This window comes from Psychrobacter sp. Ps2, assembly GCF_022129405.1.
GTDB lineage: Bacteria > Pseudomonadota > Gammaproteobacteria > Pseudomonadales > Moraxellaceae > Psychrobacter.
In genome coordinates this window covers 118,101-141,313 of the sequence record NZ_JADQAM010000049.1, presented here as the reverse complement: position 1 = coordinate 141,313, position 23,213 = coordinate 118,101, and the positions used below count along the sequence as shown (strand labels likewise).

24 protein-coding genes are annotated in these 23,213 nt (G+C 43.9%); 14 read left to right on the top strand and 10 right to left on the bottom strand.

What is annotated here, in order from left to right; translation table 11 throughout:
- Positions 1–49: 49 nt before the first annotated feature.
- From I3254_RS06570 to I3254_RS06550, 5 genes are all read left to right on the top strand, one after another.
- Complete coding sequence (locus tag I3254_RS06570) at positions 50–472, top strand: c-type cytochrome (RefSeq protein WP_238052174.1); 423 nt, start codon at positions 50–52, stop codon at positions 470–472.
- A 42-nt stretch (positions 473–514) separates the two neighbouring features.
- Positions 515–1,540, top strand: a complete 1,026-nt coding sequence (locus tag I3254_RS06565; protein WP_238052172.1) for a MoxR family ATPase — start codon at positions 515–517, stop codon at positions 1,538–1,540.
- A 247-nt stretch (positions 1,541–1,787) separates the two neighbouring features.
- The gene (locus tag I3254_RS06560; protein ID WP_238052171.1) at positions 1,788–2,804 is read left to right on the top strand and encodes a DUF58 domain-containing protein; all 1,017 of its coding nucleotides are present in this window, start codon (positions 1,788–1,790) and stop codon (positions 2,802–2,804) included.
- Positions 2,801–5,065, top strand: coding sequence for a DUF3488 and transglutaminase-like domain-containing protein (locus tag I3254_RS06555; RefSeq protein WP_238052170.1), 2,265 nt, complete (start codon positions 2,801–2,803; stop codon positions 5,063–5,065). The genes I3254_RS06560 and I3254_RS06555 overlap by 4 nt, the downstream gene beginning before the upstream one ends.
- A gap of 95 nt (positions 5,066–5,160) precedes the next feature.
- On the top strand, positions 5,161–5,448 hold the full coding sequence (locus I3254_RS06550) for a DUF4031 domain-containing protein (protein WP_238052168.1): 288 nt from the start codon (positions 5,161–5,163) through the stop codon (positions 5,446–5,448).
- 91 nt (positions 5,449–5,539) lie between these two features.
- Here the strand turns inward: I3254_RS06550 and I3254_RS06545 are convergent, their stop codons facing one another.
- Both I3254_RS06545 and I3254_RS06540 read right to left on the bottom strand, forming a co-directional pair.
- On the bottom strand, positions 5,540–6,058 hold the full coding sequence (locus I3254_RS06545) for a DUF302 domain-containing protein (RefSeq protein WP_238052167.1): 519 nt from the start codon (positions 6,056–6,058) through the stop codon (positions 5,540–5,542).
- Positions 6,059–6,169: 111 nt separating this feature from the next.
- Complete coding sequence (locus I3254_RS06540) at positions 6,170–7,090, bottom strand: LysR family transcriptional regulator (RefSeq protein ID WP_238052166.1); 921 nt, start codon at positions 7,088–7,090, stop codon at positions 6,170–6,172.
- A gap of 296 nt (positions 7,091–7,386) precedes the next feature.
- Here I3254_RS06540 and I3254_RS06535 point away from each other — a divergent pair, with 296 nt between their 5' ends.
- Positions 7,387–8,517: an S-(hydroxymethyl)glutathione dehydrogenase/class III alcohol dehydrogenase gene (locus tag I3254_RS06535; protein WP_102093853.1), complete on the top strand. Its 1,131-nt coding sequence runs from the start codon at positions 7,387–7,389 to the stop codon at positions 8,515–8,517.
- A 125-nt stretch (positions 8,518–8,642) separates the two neighbouring features.
- Here the strand turns inward: I3254_RS06535 and I3254_RS06530 are convergent, their stop codons facing one another.
- Positions 8,643–9,338: a haloacid dehalogenase type II gene (locus tag I3254_RS06530; protein WP_238052165.1), complete on the bottom strand. Its 696-nt coding sequence runs from the start codon at positions 9,336–9,338 to the stop codon at positions 8,643–8,645.
- A 44-nt stretch (positions 9,339–9,382) separates the two neighbouring features.
- Entirely contained in the window at positions 9,383–10,036 is a 654-nt protein-coding gene (locus I3254_RS06525; protein ID WP_238052164.1) for a DsbA family oxidoreductase, read from the bottom strand.
- Positions 10,037–10,407: 371 nt separating this feature from the next.
- Here I3254_RS06525 and I3254_RS06520 point away from each other — a divergent pair, with 371 nt between their 5' ends.
- The 8 genes from I3254_RS06520 (at position 10,408) to I3254_RS06485 (ending at position 18,353) form a co-directional block, all read left to right on the top strand.
- On the top strand, positions 10,408–10,587 hold the full coding sequence (locus I3254_RS06520; protein WP_238052163.1) for a nitroreductase family protein: 180 nt from the start codon (positions 10,408–10,410) through the stop codon (positions 10,585–10,587).
- A gap of 21 nt (positions 10,588–10,608) precedes the next feature.
- Positions 10,609–11,064, top strand: a complete 456-nt coding sequence (locus tag I3254_RS06515) for a nitroreductase family protein (RefSeq protein WP_238052161.1) — start codon at positions 10,609–10,611, stop codon at positions 11,062–11,064.
- Between the two features lie 335 nt (positions 11,065–11,399).
- On the top strand, positions 11,400–12,071 hold the full coding sequence (locus tag I3254_RS06510) for a 2Fe-2S iron-sulfur cluster-binding protein (RefSeq protein ID WP_238052159.1): 672 nt from the start codon (positions 11,400–11,402) through the stop codon (positions 12,069–12,071).
- Entirely contained in the window at positions 12,068–13,060 is a 993-nt protein-coding gene (locus I3254_RS06505; protein WP_238052158.1) for a xanthine dehydrogenase family protein subunit M, read from the top strand. The genes I3254_RS06510 and I3254_RS06505 overlap by 4 nt, the downstream gene beginning before the upstream one ends.
- Before the next feature lie 2 nt (positions 13,061–13,062).
- Positions 13,063–15,501 (top strand): xanthine dehydrogenase family protein molybdopterin-binding subunit, encoded by a 2,439-nt coding sequence (locus I3254_RS06500; RefSeq protein WP_238052157.1) that lies wholly within the window; start codon positions 13,063–13,065, stop codon positions 15,499–15,501.
- A 111-nt stretch (positions 15,502–15,612) separates the two neighbouring features.
- Complete coding sequence (locus tag I3254_RS06495) at positions 15,613–17,010, top strand: XdhC/CoxI family protein (protein ID WP_238052156.1); 1,398 nt, start codon at positions 15,613–15,615, stop codon at positions 17,008–17,010.
- Positions 17,007–17,729 (top strand): nucleotidyltransferase family protein, encoded by a 723-nt coding sequence (locus I3254_RS06490; protein WP_238052155.1) that lies wholly within the window; start codon positions 17,007–17,009, stop codon positions 17,727–17,729. The genes I3254_RS06495 and I3254_RS06490 overlap by 4 nt, the downstream gene beginning before the upstream one ends.
- 48 nt (positions 17,730–17,777) lie before the next feature.
- Entirely contained in the window at positions 17,778–18,353 is a 576-nt protein-coding gene (locus I3254_RS06485; RefSeq protein WP_238052154.1) for a GNAT family N-acetyltransferase, read from the top strand.
- A 19-nt stretch (positions 18,354–18,372) separates the two neighbouring features.
- On the opposite strand, the gene I3254_RS06480 is transcribed toward I3254_RS06485, so the two are convergent.
- From I3254_RS06480 to I3254_RS06455, 6 genes are all read right to left on the bottom strand, one after another.
- Entirely contained in the window at positions 18,373–19,053 is a 681-nt protein-coding gene (locus tag I3254_RS06480) for a histidine kinase (RefSeq protein WP_201607575.1), read from the bottom strand.
- A 418-nt stretch (positions 19,054–19,471) separates the two neighbouring features.
- The gene (locus tag I3254_RS06475; protein ID WP_102090409.1) at positions 19,472–20,086 is read right to left on the bottom strand and encodes a hypothetical protein; all 615 of its coding nucleotides are present in this window, start codon (positions 20,084–20,086) and stop codon (positions 19,472–19,474) included.
- Between the two features lie 140 nt (positions 20,087–20,226).
- Positions 20,227–20,850, bottom strand: a complete 624-nt coding sequence (locus I3254_RS06470; protein ID WP_165598499.1) for a hypothetical protein — start codon at positions 20,848–20,850, stop codon at positions 20,227–20,229.
- Positions 20,851–20,973: 123 nt separating this feature from the next.
- Positions 20,974–21,723: a PhnD/SsuA/transferrin family substrate-binding protein gene (locus I3254_RS06465; RefSeq protein ID WP_238052152.1), complete on the bottom strand. Its 750-nt coding sequence runs from the start codon at positions 21,721–21,723 to the stop codon at positions 20,974–20,976.
- A 3-nt stretch (positions 21,724–21,726) separates the two neighbouring features.
- Entirely contained in the window at positions 21,727–22,221 is a 495-nt protein-coding gene (locus I3254_RS06460; protein WP_238052150.1) for a PAS domain-containing protein, read from the bottom strand.
- A gap of 177 nt (positions 22,222–22,398) precedes the next feature.
- On the bottom strand, positions 22,399–22,761 hold the full coding sequence (locus I3254_RS06455; RefSeq protein ID WP_010201036.1) for a roadblock/LC7 domain-containing protein: 363 nt from the start codon (positions 22,759–22,761) through the stop codon (positions 22,399–22,401).
- Positions 22,762–23,213 lie beyond the last annotated feature (452 nt).

Here is a 23,213-nt window from a genome sequence, read left to right as displayed (position 1 = left end):
AAGATTGCTAAAAATGTCCCTTATCAGTAGATATCAAATGAGCAGCCTTTTGGCTGCTGTTCTGTTGCTCTCAGCTTGTGAGAAAACACCACCTGACCACCGCGCTCCTGTGACTCTGCCTTTATATACTGACGGCGATGCAGACAACGGTTCGATAATTTATAAAGATGCTTGCGGTCAATGCCACCAACGTAATGCAGGTCTGAATAAAAAAGGCCCACAATTAATGAATATATATGGTGCGCCGGCTGCCGAGTTAAAAGACTATACCTACAGCCAAGGGCTAGAAGATTCAGGTTGGGTATGGGATGCAGAGACACTCGATCCATACATTGCAGATGCCCAAAAAGCCATGCCAGATTCCAAAATGCTGTCTGACCCGATGCCAGATGCGAAAGAGCGTGCCGATATCATTGCTTATTTATCTACGCTCCGTGCCGCTGCACCAACCGTTACAGATGATATGAACTGACTTATCATCGTTATGATCTAAAAAATGAGCCAATAACCTACTATGACCCATGCAGCTAACGATAGATCATTATCCATCTCTCAGAGAACAGCGAATCCGCTTAGCCAGTCCATCCCTAGTACGGTTGATTTTCAACGCAATCAGCAAAAAATTGCACAGCTGTTAGCGCAATTAAATCAGATTATATTGGACAAGCCGCAAGCAGTTAGGCTAGCACTCAGTTGTATCCTGGCAGGCGGTCATTTGTTATTGCAGGACTTGCCTGGTATGGGTAAGACGACTTTGGCACAGGGCTTGGCACAGTTATTAGGTTTAAGCTTTAGCCGAGTGCAATTTACCAATGATATGTTGCCTGCTGATATTTTAGGTATGAGCATCTACGACCAAAGTAAACAACAATTTGAGTTTCGTCCGGGCGCTATCTTTACACAGTTATTACTTGCTGATGAAATAAACCGTTCCAGTCCCAAAACGCAGAGTGCGCTACTTGAAGCGATGGAGGAGCGACAAGTCACGCAAGATGGCCAGACTTATCCTTTGCCACAGCCATTCTTTGTCATTGCCACCCAAAATCCATTGCAACAAGCAGGTGTCTATCCGCTCCCAGAGTCGCAGTTAGACAGATTTTTATTATGCTTATCATTGGGTTATCCATCGCCTGCCGCAGAGCGTGAGCTGCTAAAAGGTAAAGATCGTCGCGAGCTGCTCAAAGATTTGGATACGGTGCTTGATACTGAAGCTGTACTATTGGCTCAGCAGGGTGTCAGGCAAGTTTATGTGGCAGATACAGTACTGGATTACTTGCAAAGACTGGTTGCAAAAACTCGTGCAAGCCAAGAGTATCATGGTTTATCACCTCGCGGCATGTTATCACTACAACGTGCTGCCCAAGCGCATGCTTATGTATCGGGATATATGGAAGTGACCCCTGAAGATATACAAGCAGTGTTTGCTGCGGTCACTGATCATCGCCTCGGTCAGCGTTTCGTACCCGCGCATGTGACTGGTGGGCAAGCAACAAAAACCATCGCCCAACGTATCCTAGCAGAAGTGTCAGTCGTCGCTTAGCAGCTGATATGCTGTTTGACCCTATTGATTAATTGCATCGGTGAACCATAATTCTACACATAGTCAAATCTATATAACTTAGAAAAAATATCAAAGTCACTCAGTTCACTATTTACGGTATTTTCACCCGCTTTTCTTGTATTCAAATTGTCCTGAATCAACTGTATCGTTCTATTCGTGAGTTTGTTTGTCAGTCAGATATAAATACCGACAGCATTGTCAATCAGATGGTAATAATAGGGTAGTCATGAGCTTGTTACCAAAGGCCTTAACCGCACCAATAAAATCAGCTCTGAGCCGCTGGTTTGCCGCGCGCGTACCTAAGAGTGATAGTGCTACGCTTAATTTGCGTAATGTCTATATTTTCTTTAGTCGTGAAGGAATGCTATTCGCCGTATTGTTAGGGATTACCTTTATCGCGGGTATCAATTATGGCAACAATTTGGTGCTTGGTTTGTGCTTTTATCTGGTCAGTATTTGGCTAATTAGTTTTCATGTCACTTTTGCTCATATATCTGGTCTGCAAGTGCGTTTACTAGAAGTCACTATGACAGAAGCTGGCTTGCCTGTTTGGGTTACACTACAGTTGAATAGTGATAGTCGCCAACCAAGGCGCCAGTTACTATTTGAATTTGAGCAGATAGCCAACAAAAAAACCAAAAATGTCACAAACACGCAAAGCTCAGTGCTTATCACGCGATTACAAGGTGAGCAAGTCATTCGACTGCCTGTCCAGACCTACAACCGTGGTCAACTTGAACTACCGCGGTTAAAAATAAAAACAGTTTATCCATTAGGTATTATGCGTGCATGGTCTTATGTCTACTTTGCGCGTACAGCTTGGGTATATCCAAAACCTGAAGTTTTTGACTGGCAAGCAAAATATGCAATTGCAAGCTTAGAGGATTTACCAACAGGTGGGCAGTATAGACAGGGTCAGGACGACTTTGAGCGATTAGATAACTATGTCGAGGGTGAGTCATTGGCCCGAGTCTCTTGGGGGCATGTAGCGCGGGGGCAAGGTATGCTGACCAAGCACTTCGCTGATCCGGTCGGTCATGAGCAAACGCTTGATTATGCAGATATGCCAGCTGCACATCACGAGCAAAAACTTGCACAATTGGCTTATGGGGCATTGACGCTGGGTCAGCTAGGCGTGCCGTTTCAAATGCGTTTACCTAGTGATACTCCTGCTACTACGGAGATGGGTAACGGAGAATCCTTTGCGCAAGCATGCTTGCTAAGGCTTGCGAAAGCACCATGATCAACTCTAAAAGCTTATCTTCTGCTGATGTTGATACACGGTCCACAGAATATTCTGCGGTCGATACTACAAAAACGGCTAGCTTTGAGCAGTTGGCTTTAGGTCAAAAAGTCTCAATTCGACCTGAGCGAAATGGCGCTAAATGGTATCGTAAGTTATTTGCACTGCCAGCTTATTATTGGGTATTAATTGCTCAAGTCGTCGTCGTGTTACCGCATGCCGCACATTTACCATTATGGCTGATAGGATTTGCCGCCGTCAGTATCGCCGCTCAATTGCCTCATATCAAAGCTAAATTCAAAAAACTATCGCACCTAAAGCGCATTTATCAAAGTATGCAAATGCTAGGCTTTCTGCTGGGGCTATTAGGTCTGTGGCTAACCTACAATACAGCATTTGGGCTCGATATGGGTGTGGCATTTTTGGTACTATGCCTAGTTAGCAAACTGTGGGAGCTATATAAGCGCCGTGATGCTTATGTAGTGTTAAATCTATCATTGTTCGTGCTTGCGGCATTATTTTTGATGGACCAAGGTTTACTGACTACTTTAGAAGTGATCGTTGGCGCAGTCATTGTATTGCTAGCATTTGTTGCGCTTAATGATGATAGCAATGCTAGCGGTGATGGACGCTTGCGTACATTGGGTGTGTTAGGGGTTGGCGCGTTACCATTATTGGTGGTGCTATTTCTGTTTTTTCCGAGACTGCCGCCGCTGTGGTCAGTGCAGCTCTCAGGTCAGCAAGCCGTTACTGGCGTCTCTGACAGTATGTCGCCTGGTGATTTTGCTAATTTAGGACAGTCTACTGAGCTGGCTTTTCGGGTAGAGTTTGCAGATGAGCGTCCACCGCAGCAGCAGCTGTATTGGCGTGGTTTGGTATTTAGTGATTTTGATGGGGTTACATGGCGTCCGGCTTCCCAAAAGAATCAATGGTCGTCGAGATTGCAAGCACCTGCATGGATTCAGAATGCCTTTGCTACTGTACCTGACGAATTAAGGGCGGCACCTGTCAATTACAAGGTTATCTTAGAACCCACTCAGCAAAACTGGCTATTCGGTCTTGATTATCCGTTCTCCCAGCAGCCAGATATCAATACTACCTCTGAATTTACCTTATTAAAGGATCAACCTGTTACGCAGCAACTTCGCTATGATGTGTTGCAGTTCACACAGATGCGTATTGATCCAGTTCTGACAGAGACATCAAGACGTGAGAATCTTGCCTTGCCTAACGAAGGTAATCCACAAGCACGCGCGCTTGCTAAGCAATTATTTGAGCAGTCAGGTTCAGACCCTGTGCGCTACATCGCTGCTATTGAGCAATGGATCAATCGAACAGAGTTTCGCTATACGTTGTCGCCACCACGGCTCAATACCAATCGGATTGACGAGTTTTTATTTGAAACCAAAGCAGGGTTCTGTGAGCATTATTCGTCAAGCTTTACCTTTATGCTACGCGCCGCTGGTATTCCTGCACGAGTAGTAGCGGGCTATCAAGGCGGTGAGCCAAGTCGCAATGGTAACGTATGGGAAGTGCGGCAAATGGATGCACACGCATGGACTGAGGTTTGGCTTGAGGGCCAAGGCTGGGTACGTGTGGATCCGACAGCCTTTGTGGCGCCTGAGCGAGTAGAGCAAGGTATGAATACGATGACCCAGCAGCAGGGGGCAGCTATGTTTGGCAATGGTGCCAGTGCACAAATCAGCTATCAGCAGTATCAAATGCTACAAACGCTACGCCGCCTATCAGACCAAGCGAGCTACTACTGGCAAAAAGACGTAGTCGGCTATGACCAAGACAAACAGGCCGACTCGCTACTCAAATGGTTCAATATCAGCTCAATCATGCAGCAAATCATTTGGTTAGCCACCAGTGCGGTTTCCGTTATGGCTATCTTAGTATTTGTCATTTGGTATCGCCGCCGTAAACGCTGGCATCCAGCAGACCTACCTCTTGCTCAGCTCTCAAAACGTGTTGCCAAGCATGATAAGTTATTAGCTCGCAATGATAATGAAGGGCAGCTAGCTTGGTTGGAACGTTTGGCATCAGCTATTGATAGCCGTAAAGATAACAATGCTCACTCTGCTACAAGTCAGCTAACAGATAGTAGCGACCCAATCGTTATTCAGACAAAGCTTATTGAAATTAGACAAAACTACCGTCAGTTACGCTACGGACGACTGAGTACATTTGATAGCAGTCATAGCGAGTATCAAGAACGACTCAAACAACTTAAAAAAGATGTGCACGCATTGTTATAAAGATTTTGGGTGATAGTGTTATTAAATTGCTAAGGTGTTTTGAGCTAATTAAAAAACAGATAAGCGAACCAGTGAATAAGTAGAGAGGCGGTTATATGGCGATATATGTAGATTTTGTGCAGATAAAATTCAAAGGCCATAAGTGGTGTCATATGCTGGCGGATAGCTTGCAAGAGCTACATGATTTTGCTGTATTTATTGATGTGGATGCGCGTCTATTTCATCGTAACGCCAGCTATCCTCATTATGATATCACGGTTCAAATGCGTGAAATCGCTATTGCCCAAGGTGCTATTCCTGCCGATAGAAAAAAGATTATCGAGTGCGCAAAGAAGTTAAAAGTAGAGTTGAATGACCAGATAGAGCAATCTAGTCATTCTTAATATAAGGGATTTTCAAGTAAATAAGTACTACTTCCACCGCACATTTCACTTATTTACTCGAATGTATATTTATTCAACTATACCGAGCACATTATTTTGCTGTGGCTGCAGTACTGATAGCATTAAGTGCTTTTGAGATATTGGCAATCTCGGTATCGCAACCTTTGATATTGTGGCGTGTCTTGAGGTAGTCAGGGTTGTTGTATGACAGCCATACTTTTTTATCGGCATCTTCGCTAATTAATATTTTTTGCGGTAAATCAATGGCAACAGTTTGCTCACAGTTCATTAATGGCGTACCCGCTTTAGGGTTGCCAAACATAACGACTTGCGTTGGTCTCAATGATAAGTCGGCACTCTGTGCATTTTTCTGATGATCGACTCGCGCAAATACTTTCATACCCTTGCTTTCGATAACTGAGACCAGTTTGTCTGCGGTATCTTGAACGGAGTGATTACTTTGCATGGTCACCAAGCCTTTTTCAGCATTGATAGAGGTTGTGGTGTCTGTCATAGCACCAGTGCTCTTGGTTTTATCTAGCAGCGTATCGATACTGGCACAAGAGGAAACGGCCACTGCTAGTGCAGCGATAGAGACGATTTTAATCATAATGATACCTATAAGTTATCTGTAGTATGGTCAGTCCTAACTATAATGAGCAACATCGAATATTCATTGTGCGTAATCAGGTTTGTGATTGCAATACGTCTTAACAGAACGTTAAACCAAATGTTCTGCCAAATAATCTACGAGCAGTCTAATCTTTGGTGATAAATGACGGTTATGTGGATAAATGGCCCAAATGCTTTCTTCGGGTTCTCTATAGTCATCGAGTAAACTGACTAACTCGCCAGACGCTAAGTACTTTTGTACATAATAATCAGGCAGCTGTACGATACCCAGCCCTTTTAGTGCAGCATCGACCAGACTATAGCCGCTGTTATATTGCACCGTACCAGAGACACGCAGGTTCCTTTCTACACTTGCTCGTTGGTTGTCCGTCTTACCATGAGTATGACTGTTCTCTTTTACTTTAGCAGTATCTATAAAGTGCCAGTAATCACGAGTACCCAATAGGCAATTATGTTGACTTAAATCACTTAGATGGTGTGGTATGCCATGTTTTCTCAGATAAGAGGGCGCAGCGCAGACAAAATTAGTACGCAGGCTAAGTTTCTTTGCCATCATCGTCGAGTCATGCAATTTGCCAATACGAATGGCCAAATCATAACCCCCTTCAATCAAATCAATTTTCTGATTACTCAAAAAGGCAGTCACTTCGATATCGTGATACTGCATCATAAAATCATTGATAAGGGGTAATAATTGCTGCTCACCATAAGTAACGGGCGCTGTTAGTTTTATCCTGCCTTGAGGCTTTGATTGTAAATTGCTTACGGCTTGCTCAGCGGCATCCAAGCCATCGAGTACACTGCGGCAATGCTGATAGAATACACGTCCTTCTTCAGTCAGTGAGACCTTGCGCGTGGTTCGATATAGCAGCTTTATGTTTAAACGTTTCTCTAACGCGCTGATCTGGCGGCTGACTTGTGCAGTCGAGATACCCAGCTCTTTTGCACCACGCGTAAAGCTCTCGAATTCTGCGACATAGACAAACTCACTAATTCCTTCCCAGCGCATGATTATTACCAATATGTAAAAGATATTTGCAAATATAGCATATTGTTATCCGCTCAGAAATAAATATAATGGTTAGTATCAATGTAAATAGATGCTGCTTTATGGTCATCAATGCTTGCCTACAGAGGGCAGGCAAGATAAGCTCAGTCTATCTTTATCCGTTTTAATCGTAGAAATCGTGACGATTAAAACGAGCAGATAGCCTTATTGAACAAAAATAATGATTGGGCGTGAATGACGTTTTAAGTTTACGCTACGTTACAATCCATCAATAACAATCAAAAAGAGAGATTCCTATGTCAGATAAATTTATCAAATCAAAAGCCGCCATCGCTTGGGGCCCAAAGCAGCCATTGTCTATCGAAGAAGTAGATGTCATGCTACCACGTAAAGGCGAAGTACTAGTAAAAATCGTGGCCAGCGGTGTCTGTCACACAGATGCGTTTACCTTATCTGGTGAAGATCCAGAAGGCGTATTCCCAGCGATTTTGGGTCATGAAGGTGGCGGTATCGTTGAGCAAGTCGGCGAAGGCGTGACCAGCGTGCAGGTCGGTGATCATGTTATCCCGCTATATACCGCAGAGTGCGGCGTTTGCAAAATGTGCCGCTCAGGCAAAACCAATCTTTGCTCAGCAGTACGCGAGACGCAAGGTAAAGGCTTGATGCCAGATGGCACGACGCGTTTTTATAAAGACGGCGAGCCTATTTACCATTATATGGGTTGCTCGACTTTTTCTGAGTACACGGTTTTACCAGAGATTTCTTTGGCTAAAGTCAATAAAGAAGCGCCATTAGAAGAAGTTTGCTTGCTTGGTTGCGGTGTGACCACGGGCATGGGCGCGGTCATGAATACGGCTAAAGTTGAAGAGGGCGCTACCGTTGCTATCTTTGGTCTAGGCGGCATTGGACTATCCGCAGTCATCGGTGCTGCTATGGCAAAAGCCAGCCGTATCATTGTGATTGATATTAACGAGAGCAAGTTTGAGTTAGCTAAAAAACTAGGCGCAACCGATTGCATCAATCCGAAAGATTATGACAAACCGATTCAAGAAGTTATTGTTGAGCTAACCGATGGCGGTGTGGATTATTCGTTTGAATGTATCGGTAACGTCGATGTTATGCGTTCAGCGCTAGAGTGCTGCCATAAAGGTTGGGGCGAGTCGGTCATTATCGGTGTGGCTGGCGCTGGACAAGAAATCTCAACCCGTCCATTCCAGTTAGTGACTGGTCGAGTCTGGAAGGGCTCAGCATTTGGCGGTGTAAAAGGTCGTACAGAACTACCAGGTTATGTCGAGCGTTATCTAGCAGGCGAGATTCCTTTACAAGACTTCATCACTCATACGATGCCAATAGAAGACGTCAACGAAGCGTTTGACTTGATGCACAAAGGCGAAAGTATCCGTACGGTTGTACACTTCTCAGAGTAATCAACAAAGACAGCAACGACGTTATTGTCTTAGAAATGCTTAGTTAAAAATAAAAAAGGCTGCTTCAATATTGAAGCAGCCTTTTTTTAATATTATTTCCACACATAGCTTAGTGATTGAAAGTCTCAAGCACTCTTTTTGCTAATGATTAGATCCGCTAGTGTCGATAAATCTGATGCGGTCAAATCTGGAACTGGTACATTGGGCGCATTTAGCATCGCATTATAGGGACGGGTCAAAAATGCACCACGACAACCTGCCGCTTGTGCGCCTATAGTGTCCCAGAGATGACAGGCAACAAGGCATAAATCTGATGTGTCAACGGCTAGCGTATCAGCCACCAATTGGTAAGTATCAGGTGCTGGCTTAAACTTGCCAACAGTCTCAATACTAAAGTGCTGCTCAAAGAATTGACTGAGTCCTGCTTTTTCTAATGGCGTTGGAGACGCACTGCTTGCTGAATTAGTCAGTGTGACCAGTCGAAACCCTGCATCGCGCAAACGAGTCAGTGCTGGCGCTGCATCAGGATGGGCAGGCAACGCGCTCATTCTTTCTTTGAACTCATTGATATCGGTGTCTGTCAAAGTCACTTGTCTGATATTAGCAACCATTTGCAATGCACCAACGCCGAGCTCGCCAAAAGGCGTATAGAGACCGGACAACGTCATGGTCTGTGAGTACAGTACCAGCTGAGCGAACCATTCTCTGAGCACTCTTTGCTTACCAAAGACGCGCATGAATAAAGGCGTTAGCGTATCGATATCGAGCAGTGTTTCATTGACGTCAAACACAATAATCGAAGGAAAGCGTTCAGAAGACATAAAGTATCCTTTTATAGAATGACATTTTTATAACGTCGTATGGTTTACTCAGTCATGTTGGCCAATTGCTCTAAGATACTGATATAGTTCTCGACCCCTTGCGCACCGCTGACCAGATGACGCTCATTAAAGATAATCGCTGGTACACTTTGGATGCCTTGCTGTTGCCAATGCTGTTCTTCTGCTCGTACTTCTTTCGCAAAAAATTGACCTTCTAACACTGCCAATGATTCACTACGATCAAGCCCAGTCTCTGCTGCAATATCGGCAAGCACATTGATATCGGAGATATCTCTGTTATTGGTGAAATGCGCGGCAAATAAGGCTTGCTTTAGCTCATGCATGCGGCCTTGTTGATCAGCGAAATGTAGCAGCTGATGCAAGTTAAAGGTGTTGTGCATGCGTGTGTCATCATTGAAATTAAATTCAAAGCCAACTTCCTGTCCAGCTTCAGTCATTCTGACTCGGCTAGCATCTGATTCTTGTTTAGTAGAGCCGTACTTTTCAATAATATGCTCACGTAGGTTTTGACCTTTGCTTGGCATATTTGGGTTTAGCTCAAACGGATGCCAGTGGATAGTGTGAGCGGTATTGGTTTGCTCAAGTGCTGCTGCTAATTGGCGATAACCGATGACGCACCAAGGGCAGACGACGTCTGAGACGATATCTATTCGGAGTGGTTTTTCTGATGTACTCATATTTCCTCGCGGGTATTATTATTTATGTTTTATTTGGGATGTATAGATAGTGGCATATCAGTTGGAATCAAACAGATGTACCTAGTTGCTGGATAGTAAGTCAGTTCATACTAAGAGAATGACTAAGTGATTACAATGTAGTCTGCGCAGTCGGCGTCGCCAATTCGGTAGCGTAATTGTAACCATTACTAATAAGAAAGTAGGCGTTTTTGCAATACGCTGACTCAGTCATAACAAAACCTACGAATACTTAACCAAGCAGGCATGGTCACAAAATAGCTTTTTATTTAAAGTGGCTTCGTTGAAATGATAATTGAAGAAGAAAGATTCTAATAAAGAATAAAAAATTAATATCAATAATGGAGTCACAGATGAAAAATATCACTGAAGCAATGAACTGGCGCTATAGCACAAAAGAGTTTGATACCGATAAGAAAATCTCAACAGAAGATTTCCAAAGTCTAAAGGATATTTTGCGCCTCAGTCCTTCGAGTACCAATATTCAGCCTTGGCATTTTGTCATTGCTGATGATGAAGCTGGTAAAGCCTGAATCGCAAAAGGCACGGAGGGCATGTACGAGTTCAACGATGCCAAAGTAAAAGGTGCCTCGCACGTCATTGTATTCTGTAGCCGTGTCTATGCCGATGATGAGTTTCTAGATGACATCTTAGAAAAAGAAGATGCAGATGGTCGTTTCGCAGAGCCAAAATTTAAAGAGCAAATGCATCAGACGCGTAAAATGTTTTTGGACATTCGTCGTTATGAGCAAAAGGACGAGCCACATTGGTTGATAGAGCAATTGTATCTTAATATGGGCGCTCTACTACTAGGAGCGGCAACTTTGGGTATTGATGCGGTTCCGATGGAAGGGGCGGATTTGAAAGCACTTGATGAAGAGTTTGATTTACGTAGTAAGGGCTACACCGCTGTGGCGGTCGTGTCGCTCGGTTATCGTAGTAAAGATGATTTTAACGCTGAGTTACCAAAATCACGTTTTGATGAAGAAACGATTATCACGAAAGCCTAGCCAGTTATTATCTAAGCAAAGAACATTTTTAATAGACATATCTACTAAATACTATACGTAAAAAGTCTATTTAAGAGCCTCATAAACTGACTGTTTATGAGGCTTTTTTTTATCGAGATTTACTTTGAAATAACGTTAAAAACTGAGGACAAAAAACATACCACCTATTAGTGCGCTAACATTTCGATACTCTCACAGATTAGAAACTACACTGGAATCCCTACAAAGTAAAAACAAAACAACTTTTTTCATACGTCATAATAAATTTATTAACGCTGTCATTTTGAAGCGTATTTCACCATTCTATTATGTTCATCTGCCAGCGAGAAGCCAGCATGTCTACTTTGACCTTAACAATCAATAAGCAAGATTATCAGCTCGAGAATCTTGACGCCCGTACGACACTGCTTGACGTCTGTCGTCAGCACCTACAAATTACTGGACCCAAAAAAGGCTGCGATCACGGTCAATGCGGGGCATGTACCATGCTCATCAATGGACGACGGGTTAACTCTTGTCTGACACTCGCCGTTATGCATGATGGTGATGACATTACAACAATTGAAGGCATTGGAATGCCAGAGTCACTGTCGGCATTGCAGCAAGCGTTTAAAGACAATGATGCATTTCAGTGCGGGTACTGCACTCCTGGTCAGATTTGTTCAGCGACCGCCTTGATAGAAGAAGTAAAGCAAAACTGGCCAAGCCATGTGAGCACCGACTTGAAAAATCCTGATGGTCGCCTTGTACAAGAAATTGCTGAGCGCATGAGCGGTAATATCTGCCGCTGCTCAGCCTATCCAAATATTATCAAAGCCATCTCCCAAGTGCTTGAAAGTCAGGTATCAGATAGTCAAATACAAGAAGCTAGTACTCAAATAACTGACAGCGCAGTGCAAAACTCAAGTGTCACAGGTATCTGGTCACCGCCACCGAGCGAGGCACAACTTGGTAAGACCTCAGCGAATAATAAGACAGTAACTGCTACAACAGGAGGCCGCCCATGAAACGCTTTGAATATAGCCGTGCTGATGCACCAGAGCAAGCGGCAATATCTGCCAGTACCAAAGATGCGTCATTTATCGCAGGCGGTACTAACTTACTAGACTTAATGAAATTGGAGATTGAGACGCCAATTAAATTGGTAGATATTACCCGTCTAGAATTAGAACAGGTTGAATCTACTGCTGATGGTGGTCTACGTATTGGCACGCTTGTGACCAATAGTGATTTGGCAGCTCATCCTGACGTTATTGCCAATTATCCCGTATTATCCCGAGCGATTTTGGCAGGAGCGACCGGACAGCTGCGCAATAAAGCAACGACTGGCGGTAATTTCTTACAGCGCACCCGTTGTTATTATTTTTACCAGACAGACAGTGCCTGCAACAAGCGTGAACCGGGCACAGGTTGTCCTGCTATCAATGGCGAGAACCGTACGCTGGCTATTCTAGGTACGAGCGATGCCTGTATCGCTCAGCACCCATCTGATATGGCAGTGGCGATGCGCTTGCTAGATGCCACTATCGAGACAGTTAAAGCGGATGGATCGACTCGTTCTATCAATGTGAAGGATTTTTATTGCTTACCAAAAGACACGCCGCATATTGAAAACGTATTAGAGGCAGGCGAGTTAATCACTCATGTTGTATTACCTGCGCCTATCAAAGGTATGCACACCTATGACAAAGTGCGAGATCGCGCCTCATATGCGTTTGCGCTCGTGTCCTGTGCCGCAGTGATAGACGCTGATGATAACGGTAATCTAAAAACGGTACGATTGGCATTTGGTGGTATCGGTACGGAGCCATGGCGTAATGAAGAAGTTGAGGCACTTTTAACGGATACCGATGGCAATAATGACATTATCGCGCAAGCCGCTGATCTGTTATTGAATGATGCCAAAGGTAATGGTCAAAACGACTTTAAGATACCGTTGACGCGTCGCCTACTAAAACAAGTCATTCAGCGCGCACTAGCGGGCGAGGGAGCATAATCATGTCATTATTTGAATCAATCACTCAGTCAGAACCGACCAAAAAAATGACCATGGATGAACCTGTTGAGTCTTTGTTTAGCACAACAGCGAGCAAACTAGTCGGTAAGCCAATTAACCGTGTTGACGGCTCGCTGAAGGTTAGTGGGCAAGCGCCTTACAGTGCTGAAATCCATTTAGACAATAAAGCGTACGGTGTTTTGGTTGGTGCGACTATTGCTAAAGGGCAAGTCGAAAATATCGATAGTAGTTCTTTAGATGGTATTCCTAATATTATCAAGGTCGTAACAGATCCTAAGCACTTCTTGCGTAATTCTCAGCAAGGTGGATTAAAGAAAGCACCAAAGCAGGGAGCGACTGAGATTTTTTATCATGGTCAACCTATCGCTGTTGTAATCGCTGAAACCTTTGAAGCAGCAACGGAAGGGGCGAATGCGCTTAAAGTCACTTATAAAGATGAGACTGACCAAGCGGCATTAAATTTTACTAAAGAGTTGTCTAACGCCCATGAAGTTGATGAGAAAAAAGGCTCTGACAAAAATTATGTCCAAGGCGATCCTGAGCAAGGATTGGCTAATGCTGAGGTGACGCTTGATCGCTTTTATCATACGCCAAGTCAAAACAGCTCGGCGATGGAGCCACATGCGACATTAGCACATTGGGAAGGGGATAAGCTCGTTCTTTATACGGCAAATCAAATGCTCGCGTCTTGCAAGCAACAAGTGATGGATGCGCTAGACTTAAATAAAGATCAAGTTCAGTTGATCGCGCACTATGTCGGTGGCGGGTTCGGTAGCAAGCTCGGTATAGCGCCTGAATCTATTGCCGCTGCTATTGCGTCAAAAGATCTTGGTCGTCCAGTATTAATTACCATGACGCGTCCACAAGTGATGGAAGCAACGGTCAGACGCTCAAATACTCGTCAGCGCATTGCGATTGGCTGCGATAAAAATGGCGTTATCGATACGTTAATTCACGATACCATTTCTAGTAATTTGCCAGATGAGGCGTTCTTTGAGCCAACTGCCTTGTCTACGCACTATCTATACAGTGGTAAAAACCGCCGTGTAAATTATGAAATGGTCGATATGAACCAAGTGTTATCAGGCTCGATGCGTGCACCTGGCGAAGCGGTCGGTATGATTGCCGTTGAATGTGCAATGGATGAATTGGCTGCGCAATTGGACCTTGATCCTATAGAGCTGCGCCGCCGTAATGAACCCGACAAAGACCCTAGCAAAGACATTCCATTTTCGACGCGCCAGCTGATTGCCTGTATGGAGCAAGGTGCTGAGCAGTTTGGTTGGAGTCAGCGCAACACAAGGCCTGCCAGTCAATTAGAAGGCGACTGGTGGATAGGTACAGGCATGGCTGCAGCCGCACGTGGTAATCAGTTACAGTCTTCTGAAGCGCGAGCAACGCTGCAAATCGATAAGTCAAAAGCGCTCGGTGTTAAAGCAGTTATTGAGACAGATATGACAGATATCGGTACAGGGTCTTATACGGTGTTTTCTCAGGTAGCTGCAGATTTACTAGGACTACCTATTGACCATATCGAGATGAAACTAGGCGATAGTGCCTTACCACCTGCATCAGGTTCAGGTGGTAGTTGGGGCGCTGCGAGTGCAGGTAGTGGTGTCTACCTCGCTTGTGAGCAGTTGCGTGAAATGTTAGCAGCAAAAGTCGGCCTATATCCTGATACGATTCAGCTAGATAATGGTCAAATTAAGCAAGTAGGCAAGCACGATCTGACTGCGGTAGAAACAGCCAAAGAGAATGGTCAAGCGTTTGCTGATAGCACTATTGATAAAATATCTGAAACTACAGGAGTTTCATTTTCAGAGAATGTATTAGAAGAACAGTCAGAATCAGAAAAATATGATTTTGACAATATAGAATCATATGCGCTTGCTGACGTGTTGGCGGATTATGATGAGCAAAAGGTCAGTGCCAAAGGACAAATAAAGCCAGGTAAAAACGGCAAGAAGTATCGTCAGTCCTCTTTTGGTGCAAATTTCGCTGAAGTAGCCGTGCATAAAGTCACTGGTGAGATTCGAGTAAAACGTATGACAGGCGCATTTGCCGCCGGTCGTATTCTTAACCACAAGACAGCGACTTCGCAATGCTATGGCGGTATGGTATTCGGTATTGGTTCAGCGTTGATGGAAGAGGTCATCCATGATAAACGTGACGGTCGCCTATGTAACCATGACCTTGCTGAATATCATGTACCAGTTAATGCTGATGTACCACAGTTAGATGTGATATTGGTTGAAGAGGATGACCCTTATACCAACCCAATGCATATCAAGGGCATTGGTGAGACTGCTATTGCTGGTGCTGCCGCCGCGATTGCTAACGCTGTTTATAACGCAGTTGGCGTACGTGTTTATGATTTTCCGATTACGCTTGATAAATTGCTTTACGAGATGCCAGAGTAAATTTTTAAGCCATATGTACGACAGGAACCCGCTTAATGAGCGGGTTTTTATAACTCAATCAGCAGTATATTTCGTCATTATCAAGAAAATAACTACCAAATAAGAGGCGTTATGAATCAGGTCGCTGACATTCTTAAGCTGGCAATCAAAGCTAAGCAACAGGGTATTGATGCTGTATTGGCAACGGTCGTACGTACTGAAGGCTCAGCATATCGCCGTGCTGGCGCGATGATGCTTATCTGTGAGGATGGTCGCTCAGTTGGGATGATTAGTGGTGGCTGCTTGGAGCCGCACATTATCAAACGTGCCTTCTGGCTTACTCGTAACGGTGCCAATGTGCAAGTTTATCAGACGGGTGATGACATTCAATATGCTGACGATGGCCAAGCGCAAGCAGGCGTGAAGCAAACTAATTCTGATATATATGATGGATCGGATAACGGTTTAAATGACGGTTTAAATGACGGTTTAGATGACGGTTTAGATGACGGTTTAGATGACGGTTTAGATGACGGTTTAGATGACGGTTTAGATGACGCGGACTTTGATGAGCTAAATTTTGGATTGGGCTGTAATGGGCGAGTGCATGTATTATTTGAGCGACTAACGACAGCAACGCCATTGTTAGAGATAATCCGTAATGTTCGACGTACTCAGCAGCCGATTACTGTAGCGACTTTAATTCGTATTAACGACTATCAGCATCAAGATTCTATATCGCAAAACAGTGATAATTTGCGAACTGGGATGAGGATTAATTTAGATGAATACCGTAGCTTGGGAAGTGTTTCTGCGCTAGGGAAAACAGCGTTTTCAAGCATACTTGCCAATACCGTAGAAGAGTTAGCAGAATATAAGCTGTCTGATAAAAATGCCGAATATGTGACGGTGGAAAACGGCAAGGTAACAACAGAGTGGCTCGTGCAACGCCTGCAACCACAATTGCGTCTATTGATTTGCGGGGCAGGTAACGACGTGATGCCACTGGTGACCATGGCCAAGCTACAAGACTGGCATGTGACAGTTATAGACAGTCGCGCGCAATATGCAACTCGTATGCGGTTTCCTCAAGCGGATGTTGTGATGTCGCTATCTTTAGGTGACAGTGAGACTTTGCTTGAGCTTAGTAACAACGCAGCAGTTGCTTTGATGTCACACAGCTTGAGTCAAGATCGCGCTCGCTTAGCAATACTGCTTAAGCATTCAGACAATTATAAATACTTAGGGCAACTAGGGCCGCGCTATCGGACCGAACGCTTGATTAATGAAATCAGCATAAACCTTAGCAATCCTACTATGTTAGAAGCGGGCATTCATAAACTGCATTATCCGATTGGTTATAAGCTGGGTGGAGATGGCCCTGAGGCACTTGCGCTCGGTATCATGGCAGAGATTAATGCGGTCATGCACGATCAAAACGCTTCAGTAAATGGCTCACAAAATAACTTTTCAAGTATCCCAGCGGTGAGTAGTGATACAGATGCCAATACTGTCCAGAGTGGCGTATGAGTAAGCGTGCATTTACAGAAGGTACTGAACATACAGAAAGTACTGAACAGCAGAGCCAAAACCATGCGGTTATTATCTTAGCAAGTGGCCTCAGTCAGCGCCTTGGCCAACCTAAGCAGCTACTTGTTAAACATGGCGAGCCATTGATTACTTATATGACTCGACTGGCAATAACGACCAATCCGCAAGTTATTGTCATTGTCATTCCTGATAACCATCGTTTGATTGCTAGTGCGATTACAGCGTTGGCCAATCAATATCCAACGGTTCAGATAGTGGTGAACTCACAAGCTGATACTGGTATGGCGCATAGTTTGAGTTTGGGTATTGAGACAATTGCTGCTTTTGAATCGACTTCAATCGAACGAGTGCTCATCATGGGAGTCGATCAAGTATTATTAGATGAACCACATTTAACCGCTTTGCTAGCGGGCAAACAGACGGTAGTAGCCAGTCGCTATCACAGTTGGCAACGTTTAGAAAAACATCAATATCTGGATGAAACGGTAACTGATATCATAGGTCTACCTTTAACAATTAACTATAAATTGCTTAGACAGTGGCAGCCAGAGTTGATAGGAGATAAAGGGCTTCGTCACCTCATTAGAGGATTGCCCGCTGATCAAATAGGTGAGGTCGATAATGACCAACTTAGCTACGATATTGATACAGCGGAGCAGCTAGCTTATGCAAAACAACAAGGCTGGCTTGATAGCTAGCCTGATTAATTTAATTTATTTTGAATAGTATTCATTTTGAACAACGAAATGCGAGAGAATAAAATTATAAATACGATAGAAACCGAACGACTGTACCTACGACAATGGCGAGCGAGCGATTTTGCGCCATTCGCTGAGATGAACGCTAACCCTGAAGTAATGGAATACTTTCCTAAGTTGTTGACTACTTCGATGAGTAATACTATCGCCAAAAAATGCCAGTCGCTGATTAATGATAATGGTTGGGGTTTTTGGGCGGTGAGTCTAAAAGAGACAGATGCTTTTATCGGTATGGTTGGGTTAAATCATGCGCATGCCGATATGCCGTTTACTCCTGCTGTCGAGATTGCTTGGCGCTTGCATAATGACTATTGGGGATTAGGGTATGCGGCGGAGGCGGCAAGAGCTTCATTGAATTTTGCGTTTGATACATTAGGACTAGATGAAGTCGTTGCCTTTACGGCTGTGATTAATAAGCACTCACAATTGGTTATGGAGCGCCTTGGTATGATAAATACACAGGAGGATTTTTTTCACCCGATGCTTGAGTCTAATCATCGACTTGCTGAGCATGTGCTATACAAAATCACTCGTCAGCAGTGGCAGGATACTATGCTCACTTAGTTGTATTGACGGCTGTCTTTTACTCTGTTTGGCTACTATTATCACGCGAAAACGTCAGAATATGCCCTTTAAATGGTAAGTCTAGGTAAGTAGTATTTTCAGGTTTAACGTGCTTACTACTAAAGCCAAACTCAGTCATCTTGTTGGTTAGCTTGTTTTTACGACCGCGCCCAGGATCGACCACGATGACCTCGCAAGTCGGCATAGCATGACGGTCAATAAACTCAGCTAATATATCAATGTGTTGGTCTTCATAGAGCAAGTCACTGCCGATAATCATATCAAATTTGCCCAGATGGCTATTGTCCTCTGCCCAGTCTAAACGCTCAAAATTGATCTCTTTGTTATTATTCAGCGTGGTATTCCTATCAAGGAAATACTCAACCGTTGGATGATAGTCAGTCGCTGTGATGTCCGCATGTCTATGATTCAGTAGCAGACTAGAGAGCGCCATACCGCAGCCAACTTCCAAAATACGTTTGCCTGCAATATCGTAATCGAGCATATGATTGGCCAGCACCAAGCTTGACGGCCATATCACCCCAAACATCGGCCAAGAAGCGGAGCAAATGCCAAGTTTTAACGCTTCGTCATCAGGGTCACTAAATTGTTGATTGTCACGCAAGGTGCAAATATGAATGTCGGTGTTGCCAATTTCAATCGTTTGATAACGCACGCGCACAGTGGTCAGCGAAGTCATAAACTGTCCTAAAAAATAAGCAAGAATGCAAGGTTTGGCAGGGGTTGCCGATTTCGGTAGGGTACGACGTTGGAAAAGATGGTTGAAATGTTGGAAGCTGTATAGATGTTTGAATGGTTAGAGATTTGTGGCAACTTAAGTCGTGGCAAGAAAATACTTAAATGTGTGATGAGAGTATGACCTAAATTCTCACAAGTTATTGTTAATTCTGAGAGTATTGTTATTGCTGCGTAGAATTGGCTGATATCAGAGAGTGATATAGATAAGAATGGTACGAACATTTTCGTATAAGCATAAGTAGTGCGCTTAATTTGAGCTAAGCGCACTGCTTATGCTCGCGTAAAAGATTGAGATTAGGTATCAAATTAGTCGATACAGTGGAATGAATTAAGCGAGTTAAATCAGTTAAGAAATCTCCTTAGTTAAGAAATCTCAATCCAGACGTTTTAAGTGCCCATACCAGCTCTACAAAAGCGCGACTGTTGGTCAAAGGTTCACCATCGATGATGAGAACGTAGCCTGCATTATCTATCCATAAAAACACAAAGCTGGTCTCAGGAATGAGTAGGTCGACCTGCTGAAAAAACGAGATGGCTTGGCTTTCTACCGCCCATCCACGTTGCTTTTGGCGAAGCATAAATCCTGAAAAATCAGCGGCGGCGACACTGAGCATATCTGCTTCTTCTTGACTATAGCCCACTCGCGCTAAACAAAACCCTTCATCAGAGCCGATCGCGGCACGGCGTTTACCAGATAAGCTCGCCACGACATAAGGCAAAAACTGGTCCAATGGCAAGTTAGGCGCTGGTAAAAACAGCGACAGCTTTTCAATCCAACCTTGTTCGATAAAGCCTTGTAGCCATTGTTCAGAATAACGCTGAAGCCAGTCAGCAGCGAGCAGTGTCTGATCATAAGACAGCAAATCCTGTAATGCCAACTGCTCATCAGTTGGTTCGTTCTGTGAAAACGCCTCAAAAATACCAGCTGGCGTCAGGGTGAGATAGGTTTTATCAGCATTTAAGTAAGAGGACATAGTAACTACCATTATGATAAAAGTGATTAATAGGTGACAAATTAGGCTTTCATATCGTTGAGTTCAAATAATTTCGATACAAGGAAACCGAGCGTAAGTTATACATTAATATGCTTAGCGAGGATGACGATGTAGCGGATTTATATGGATTTGACTATAGTTTGATCGAGATGTTGTTGGCAGTTGTCCCAACGTGCATCGAACTGCCAATCACTTCTACCCAAGCGGAACCATACCAGCGAAAACGCAAGGCGATCATTGCGCGCAGTACAATGGGCAAAAAACTCATTTTCGATTTGCTCGATCGTACCCCAGTCTTCGTCCTCACGCGCTTGCATCAGCTCAGTAGTGATGTCTTTAGCGATTTCTCGGGCATCATCGCTGCTGATACGTAGTCGTTGCTTTTGCTCATTGAGAGAAGGAGATATCAGCACACTCCAACGAGTGGCCAACATACTATTGCGCTGGATGTATCTTTTTTTATCAATACACTCGCGAAAGCCTTGCTGGACATGAGGATATAAACGATCTTTGATACGGGTAAATAGGTTGTTTACATCGTATGGGATATCAAACCAGCACCCATAAAAAAAGTCTGCCACTGCACCCTGTAGCGGTTCTTTCTCCGTCAATAACAAAGCTGCGTTGATACGCTGCTCATGAAAATGACGGTTGTTAGGAGCTAAAAACACTTTACGAGAGTAAAACCGAAATACTCGGTGCGCGACTCTTTCATTTTCTTTGATCAGGTCTGAATCAGACATAATAATACCCTCCTGTCATTGCTATCATTACAACGGTGCTTGCTTCAGTGATATGATGTCATACGACAAGCGATAATGTAATCCAGAGAAATAGCGCTTGATATCAATATAATGATTGAGCGACTAATCCAATAATGTCTGCATCAAATCAATCATAAATTCGGCATCTTCTTCGCTCATTGGCTCAAACCCTTGAGGCATGCCAAGCTCAGCCAAGGCCTCTTTACCATCTGCATCGTTGTGCAAATTCAGGATGGCTTCTAGGAAGATTTGTGCATCGGGAAAGTCTTCTTTGACTAGTAACACATGACTGATATCAGCCAAGTCACTTTCGATAAGTACTGACAGCTGAGTCTTGGTCAAGCGTGAGAAGCTATGAAAAATCTCTGCCAAAAAGAACGCGACTTGGGCTTCACCTTTGATGACCTTGCGGGCAGCCGCTTGATAGGTCTCGGTCACATCCCAGTTGAGATCAGACGCTTCTATATCGACGGCTTCTAGCAAGCGCAAGCCAATCAGTTTGACATCTCGGTTGTCGGCCATCGCGACAGTAGCCCCTGCTTGAATGTCTTCCAAACGGCTGATAGTGCTATTGGCAGCGGCTGCAATGATCATCTCGTCAGATTTACCGATAGGTCGGGCAATGGCTCGATAGCCTTGCTCGCGGATGAGAGTGGCTGCATCAAAAGGGTTGGCATAAATGATTTGAATGTCACCGGCACTAATGACCTGCTCTTGCTCAGCGTGAGAGGCAGGGATATTGAGATGCATGTTTAAGTTGGCACGTTTTTGAATCAAGGTGTTGAACATGTGCCAGCCTGCAAAGCGATCAGGCGAAAAATCAGGGGCGATTAACATATTGTGTGTCGTCATGACTTAGCCTTCCTCATCTTGTTTCATTTGGGCATATTGAATCATCGCCGCTTCAATTTTGCTGCGTGATGGTTTGCGTCGTACCGAGGTATAGCCGACGGTTTCGCCGCGACGCACGTTAGGCACCACAGTGGCATATACCCAATAGTGGCTGCCGTCTTTGCATAAATTTTTGACATAGCCATGCCATTTTTGTCCAGACTCGGCAGTATTCCATAAGTCTTTATAGGCAGCTTTTGGCATATCAGGATGACGCAAAATATAGTGCTGTTGGCCAATCAATTCATCTACATGATAGCCACTGATTTCGACGAAGGCATCGTTGACGTGAGTGATGATACCGTCGAGATTGGTACGCGAGACAATCAGCTTACCGTCTGGGTAGGGGCGCTCTATACCAGTATCATAGACAGTCCGTGAGGTGCCATCATGATAAGTCATTGTGATTTGCTCAGCAGGCATATCGGGTTTGTGTGCATCGGGGATTGGAGAACCCATGGTCATCTCCTTCGTTGATCGTTATATCGTCAATCCTCTATAAGTTAGATACGGTGTCAGCCTTGCTTAGCCTACTACTTGTAGTACTCTCACTCGGCTTTCTTGTATTCAAATTATATTGAACCGACTATGTTTATAGTGATTAAAAAGCTAATAAGTTCGATAAGCAGTCGCCAATCAAATGAGCTTTGCCAACGCTTCTGAGGCACGCTTAATATCTAGGAATATCAAGCCAAGCTTGGCATTGGGTTTTGCCATGATGGTAAGTACGGCTTCATCGCCTGATGAGGTCATGATGACATAGCCTTTCTCGCCTTGAATCATAATGCGATCGATACTACCGCGTGCCAACTCGCGACCTGCTCGATCACCCAATGATAATAATGCTGCTGACATAGCACCCACACGATCTTCATCCACGCCGGTTGGTAGAGCTGAAGCAATCATAAGACCATCGTTAGAGATTAGGGCAGATGCTTCAACATCTGCTGATGAACTGTTTAAGTCTTCCAATATCTGCTGAAATGAATCTGTACGCATATCGCTTTCTCTGTACTGGTGATTGGTTTTTTATTTATGAACTAATGAAGTTAGTCAAAAATATCCTTGTTTAAAGAAAGGTATTATAATTCCTTACTAATAATATTGATATATATTTGCCCAATTAAAAGTAAATTTTTTGGACTTTTGTGCCTTTTGTCATCAAATCATTACCCTTTATCTTTATTTTTTCGAGGAAAATGATGGTTTTTTATTATGTCTAATCGATGAGCGGTTGAAGACCTAGCAAGATCCTTGGTATTTTTTTGAATAGAGATATTTTTTGTAACTATAGATTAATGTCCACCATTGCTATCAAACGGAGCCGCTGAAATTTAGCTAATAAAAATCGCTTATAGATTCTTATGATGAAGATATTTACTAGACTTATAAGTCTCAAAAATGATATACAGTCATGAGGGATAAATGTTGACACTTCTAAATGCGTTATA

Excerpts from the sequence above, each read along its gene's own strand:
- I3254_RS06455 (WP_010201036.1), bottom strand. The coding sequence starts at position 22,761 with ATGCGTACAGATTCATTTCAGCAGATATTGGAAGACTTAAACAGTTCA.
- I3254_RS06460 (WP_238052150.1), bottom strand. The coding sequence starts at position 22,221 with ATGGGTTCTCCAATCCCCGATGCACACAAACCCGATATGCCTGCTGAG.
- I3254_RS06500 (WP_238052157.1), top strand. The coding sequence starts at position 13,063 with ATGTCATTATTTGAATCAATCACTCAGTCAGAACCGACCAAAAAAATG.
- I3254_RS06485 (WP_238052154.1), top strand. The coding sequence starts at position 17,778 with ATGCGAGAGAATAAAATTATAAATACGATAGAAACCGAACGACTGTAC.
- I3254_RS06545 (WP_238052167.1), bottom strand. The coding sequence starts at position 6,058 with ATGATTAAAATCGTCTCTATCGCTGCACTAGCAGTGGCCGTTTCCTCT.
- I3254_RS06560 (WP_238052171.1), top strand. The coding sequence starts at position 1,788 with ATGAGCTTGTTACCAAAGGCCTTAACCGCACCAATAAAATCAGCTCTG.
- I3254_RS06470 (WP_165598499.1), bottom strand. The coding sequence starts at position 20,850 with ATGTCTGATTCAGACCTGATCAAAGAAAATGAAAGAGTCGCGCACCGA.
- I3254_RS06515 (WP_238052161.1), top strand. The coding sequence starts at position 10,609 with ATGTACGAGTTCAACGATGCCAAAGTAAAAGGTGCCTCGCACGTCATT.
- I3254_RS06530 (WP_238052165.1), bottom strand. The coding sequence starts at position 9,338 with ATGTCTTCTGAACGCTTTCCTTCGATTATTGTGTTTGACGTCAATGAA.
- I3254_RS06525 (WP_238052164.1), bottom strand. The coding sequence starts at position 10,036 with ATGAGTACATCAGAAAAACCACTCCGAATAGATATCGTCTCAGACGTC.
- I3254_RS06565 (WP_238052172.1), top strand. The coding sequence starts at position 515 with ATGACCCATGCAGCTAACGATAGATCATTATCCATCTCTCAGAGAACA.
- I3254_RS06475 (WP_102090409.1), bottom strand. The coding sequence starts at position 20,086 with ATGTCCTCTTACTTAAATGCTGATAAAACCTATCTCACCCTGACGCCA.
- I3254_RS06505 (WP_238052158.1), top strand. The coding sequence starts at position 12,068 with ATGAAACGCTTTGAATATAGCCGTGCTGATGCACCAGAGCAAGCGGCA.
- I3254_RS06495 (WP_238052156.1), top strand. The coding sequence starts at position 15,613 with ATGAATCAGGTCGCTGACATTCTTAAGCTGGCAATCAAAGCTAAGCAA.
- I3254_RS06520 (WP_238052163.1), top strand. The coding sequence starts at position 10,408 with ATGAAAAATATCACTGAAGCAATGAACTGGCGCTATAGCACAAAAGAG.
- I3254_RS06535 (WP_102093853.1), top strand. The coding sequence starts at position 7,387 with ATGTCAGATAAATTTATCAAATCAAAAGCCGCCATCGCTTGGGGCCCA.
- I3254_RS06555 (WP_238052170.1), top strand. The coding sequence starts at position 2,801 with ATGATCAACTCTAAAAGCTTATCTTCTGCTGATGTTGATACACGGTCC.
- I3254_RS06540 (WP_238052166.1), bottom strand. The coding sequence starts at position 7,090 with ATGCGCTGGGAAGGAATTAGTGAGTTTGTCTATGTCGCAGAATTCGAG.
- I3254_RS06490 (WP_238052155.1), top strand. The coding sequence starts at position 17,007 with ATGAGTAAGCGTGCATTTACAGAAGGTACTGAACATACAGAAAGTACT.
- I3254_RS06510 (WP_238052159.1), top strand. The coding sequence starts at position 11,400 with ATGTCTACTTTGACCTTAACAATCAATAAGCAAGATTATCAGCTCGAG.
- I3254_RS06480 (WP_201607575.1), bottom strand. The coding sequence starts at position 19,053 with ATGACTTCGCTGACCACTGTGCGCGTGCGTTATCAAACGATTGAAATT.
- I3254_RS06465 (WP_238052152.1), bottom strand. The coding sequence starts at position 21,723 with ATGACGACACACAATATGTTAATCGCCCCTGATTTTTCGCCTGATCGC.
- I3254_RS06550 (WP_238052168.1), top strand. The coding sequence starts at position 5,161 with ATGGCGATATATGTAGATTTTGTGCAGATAAAATTCAAAGGCCATAAG.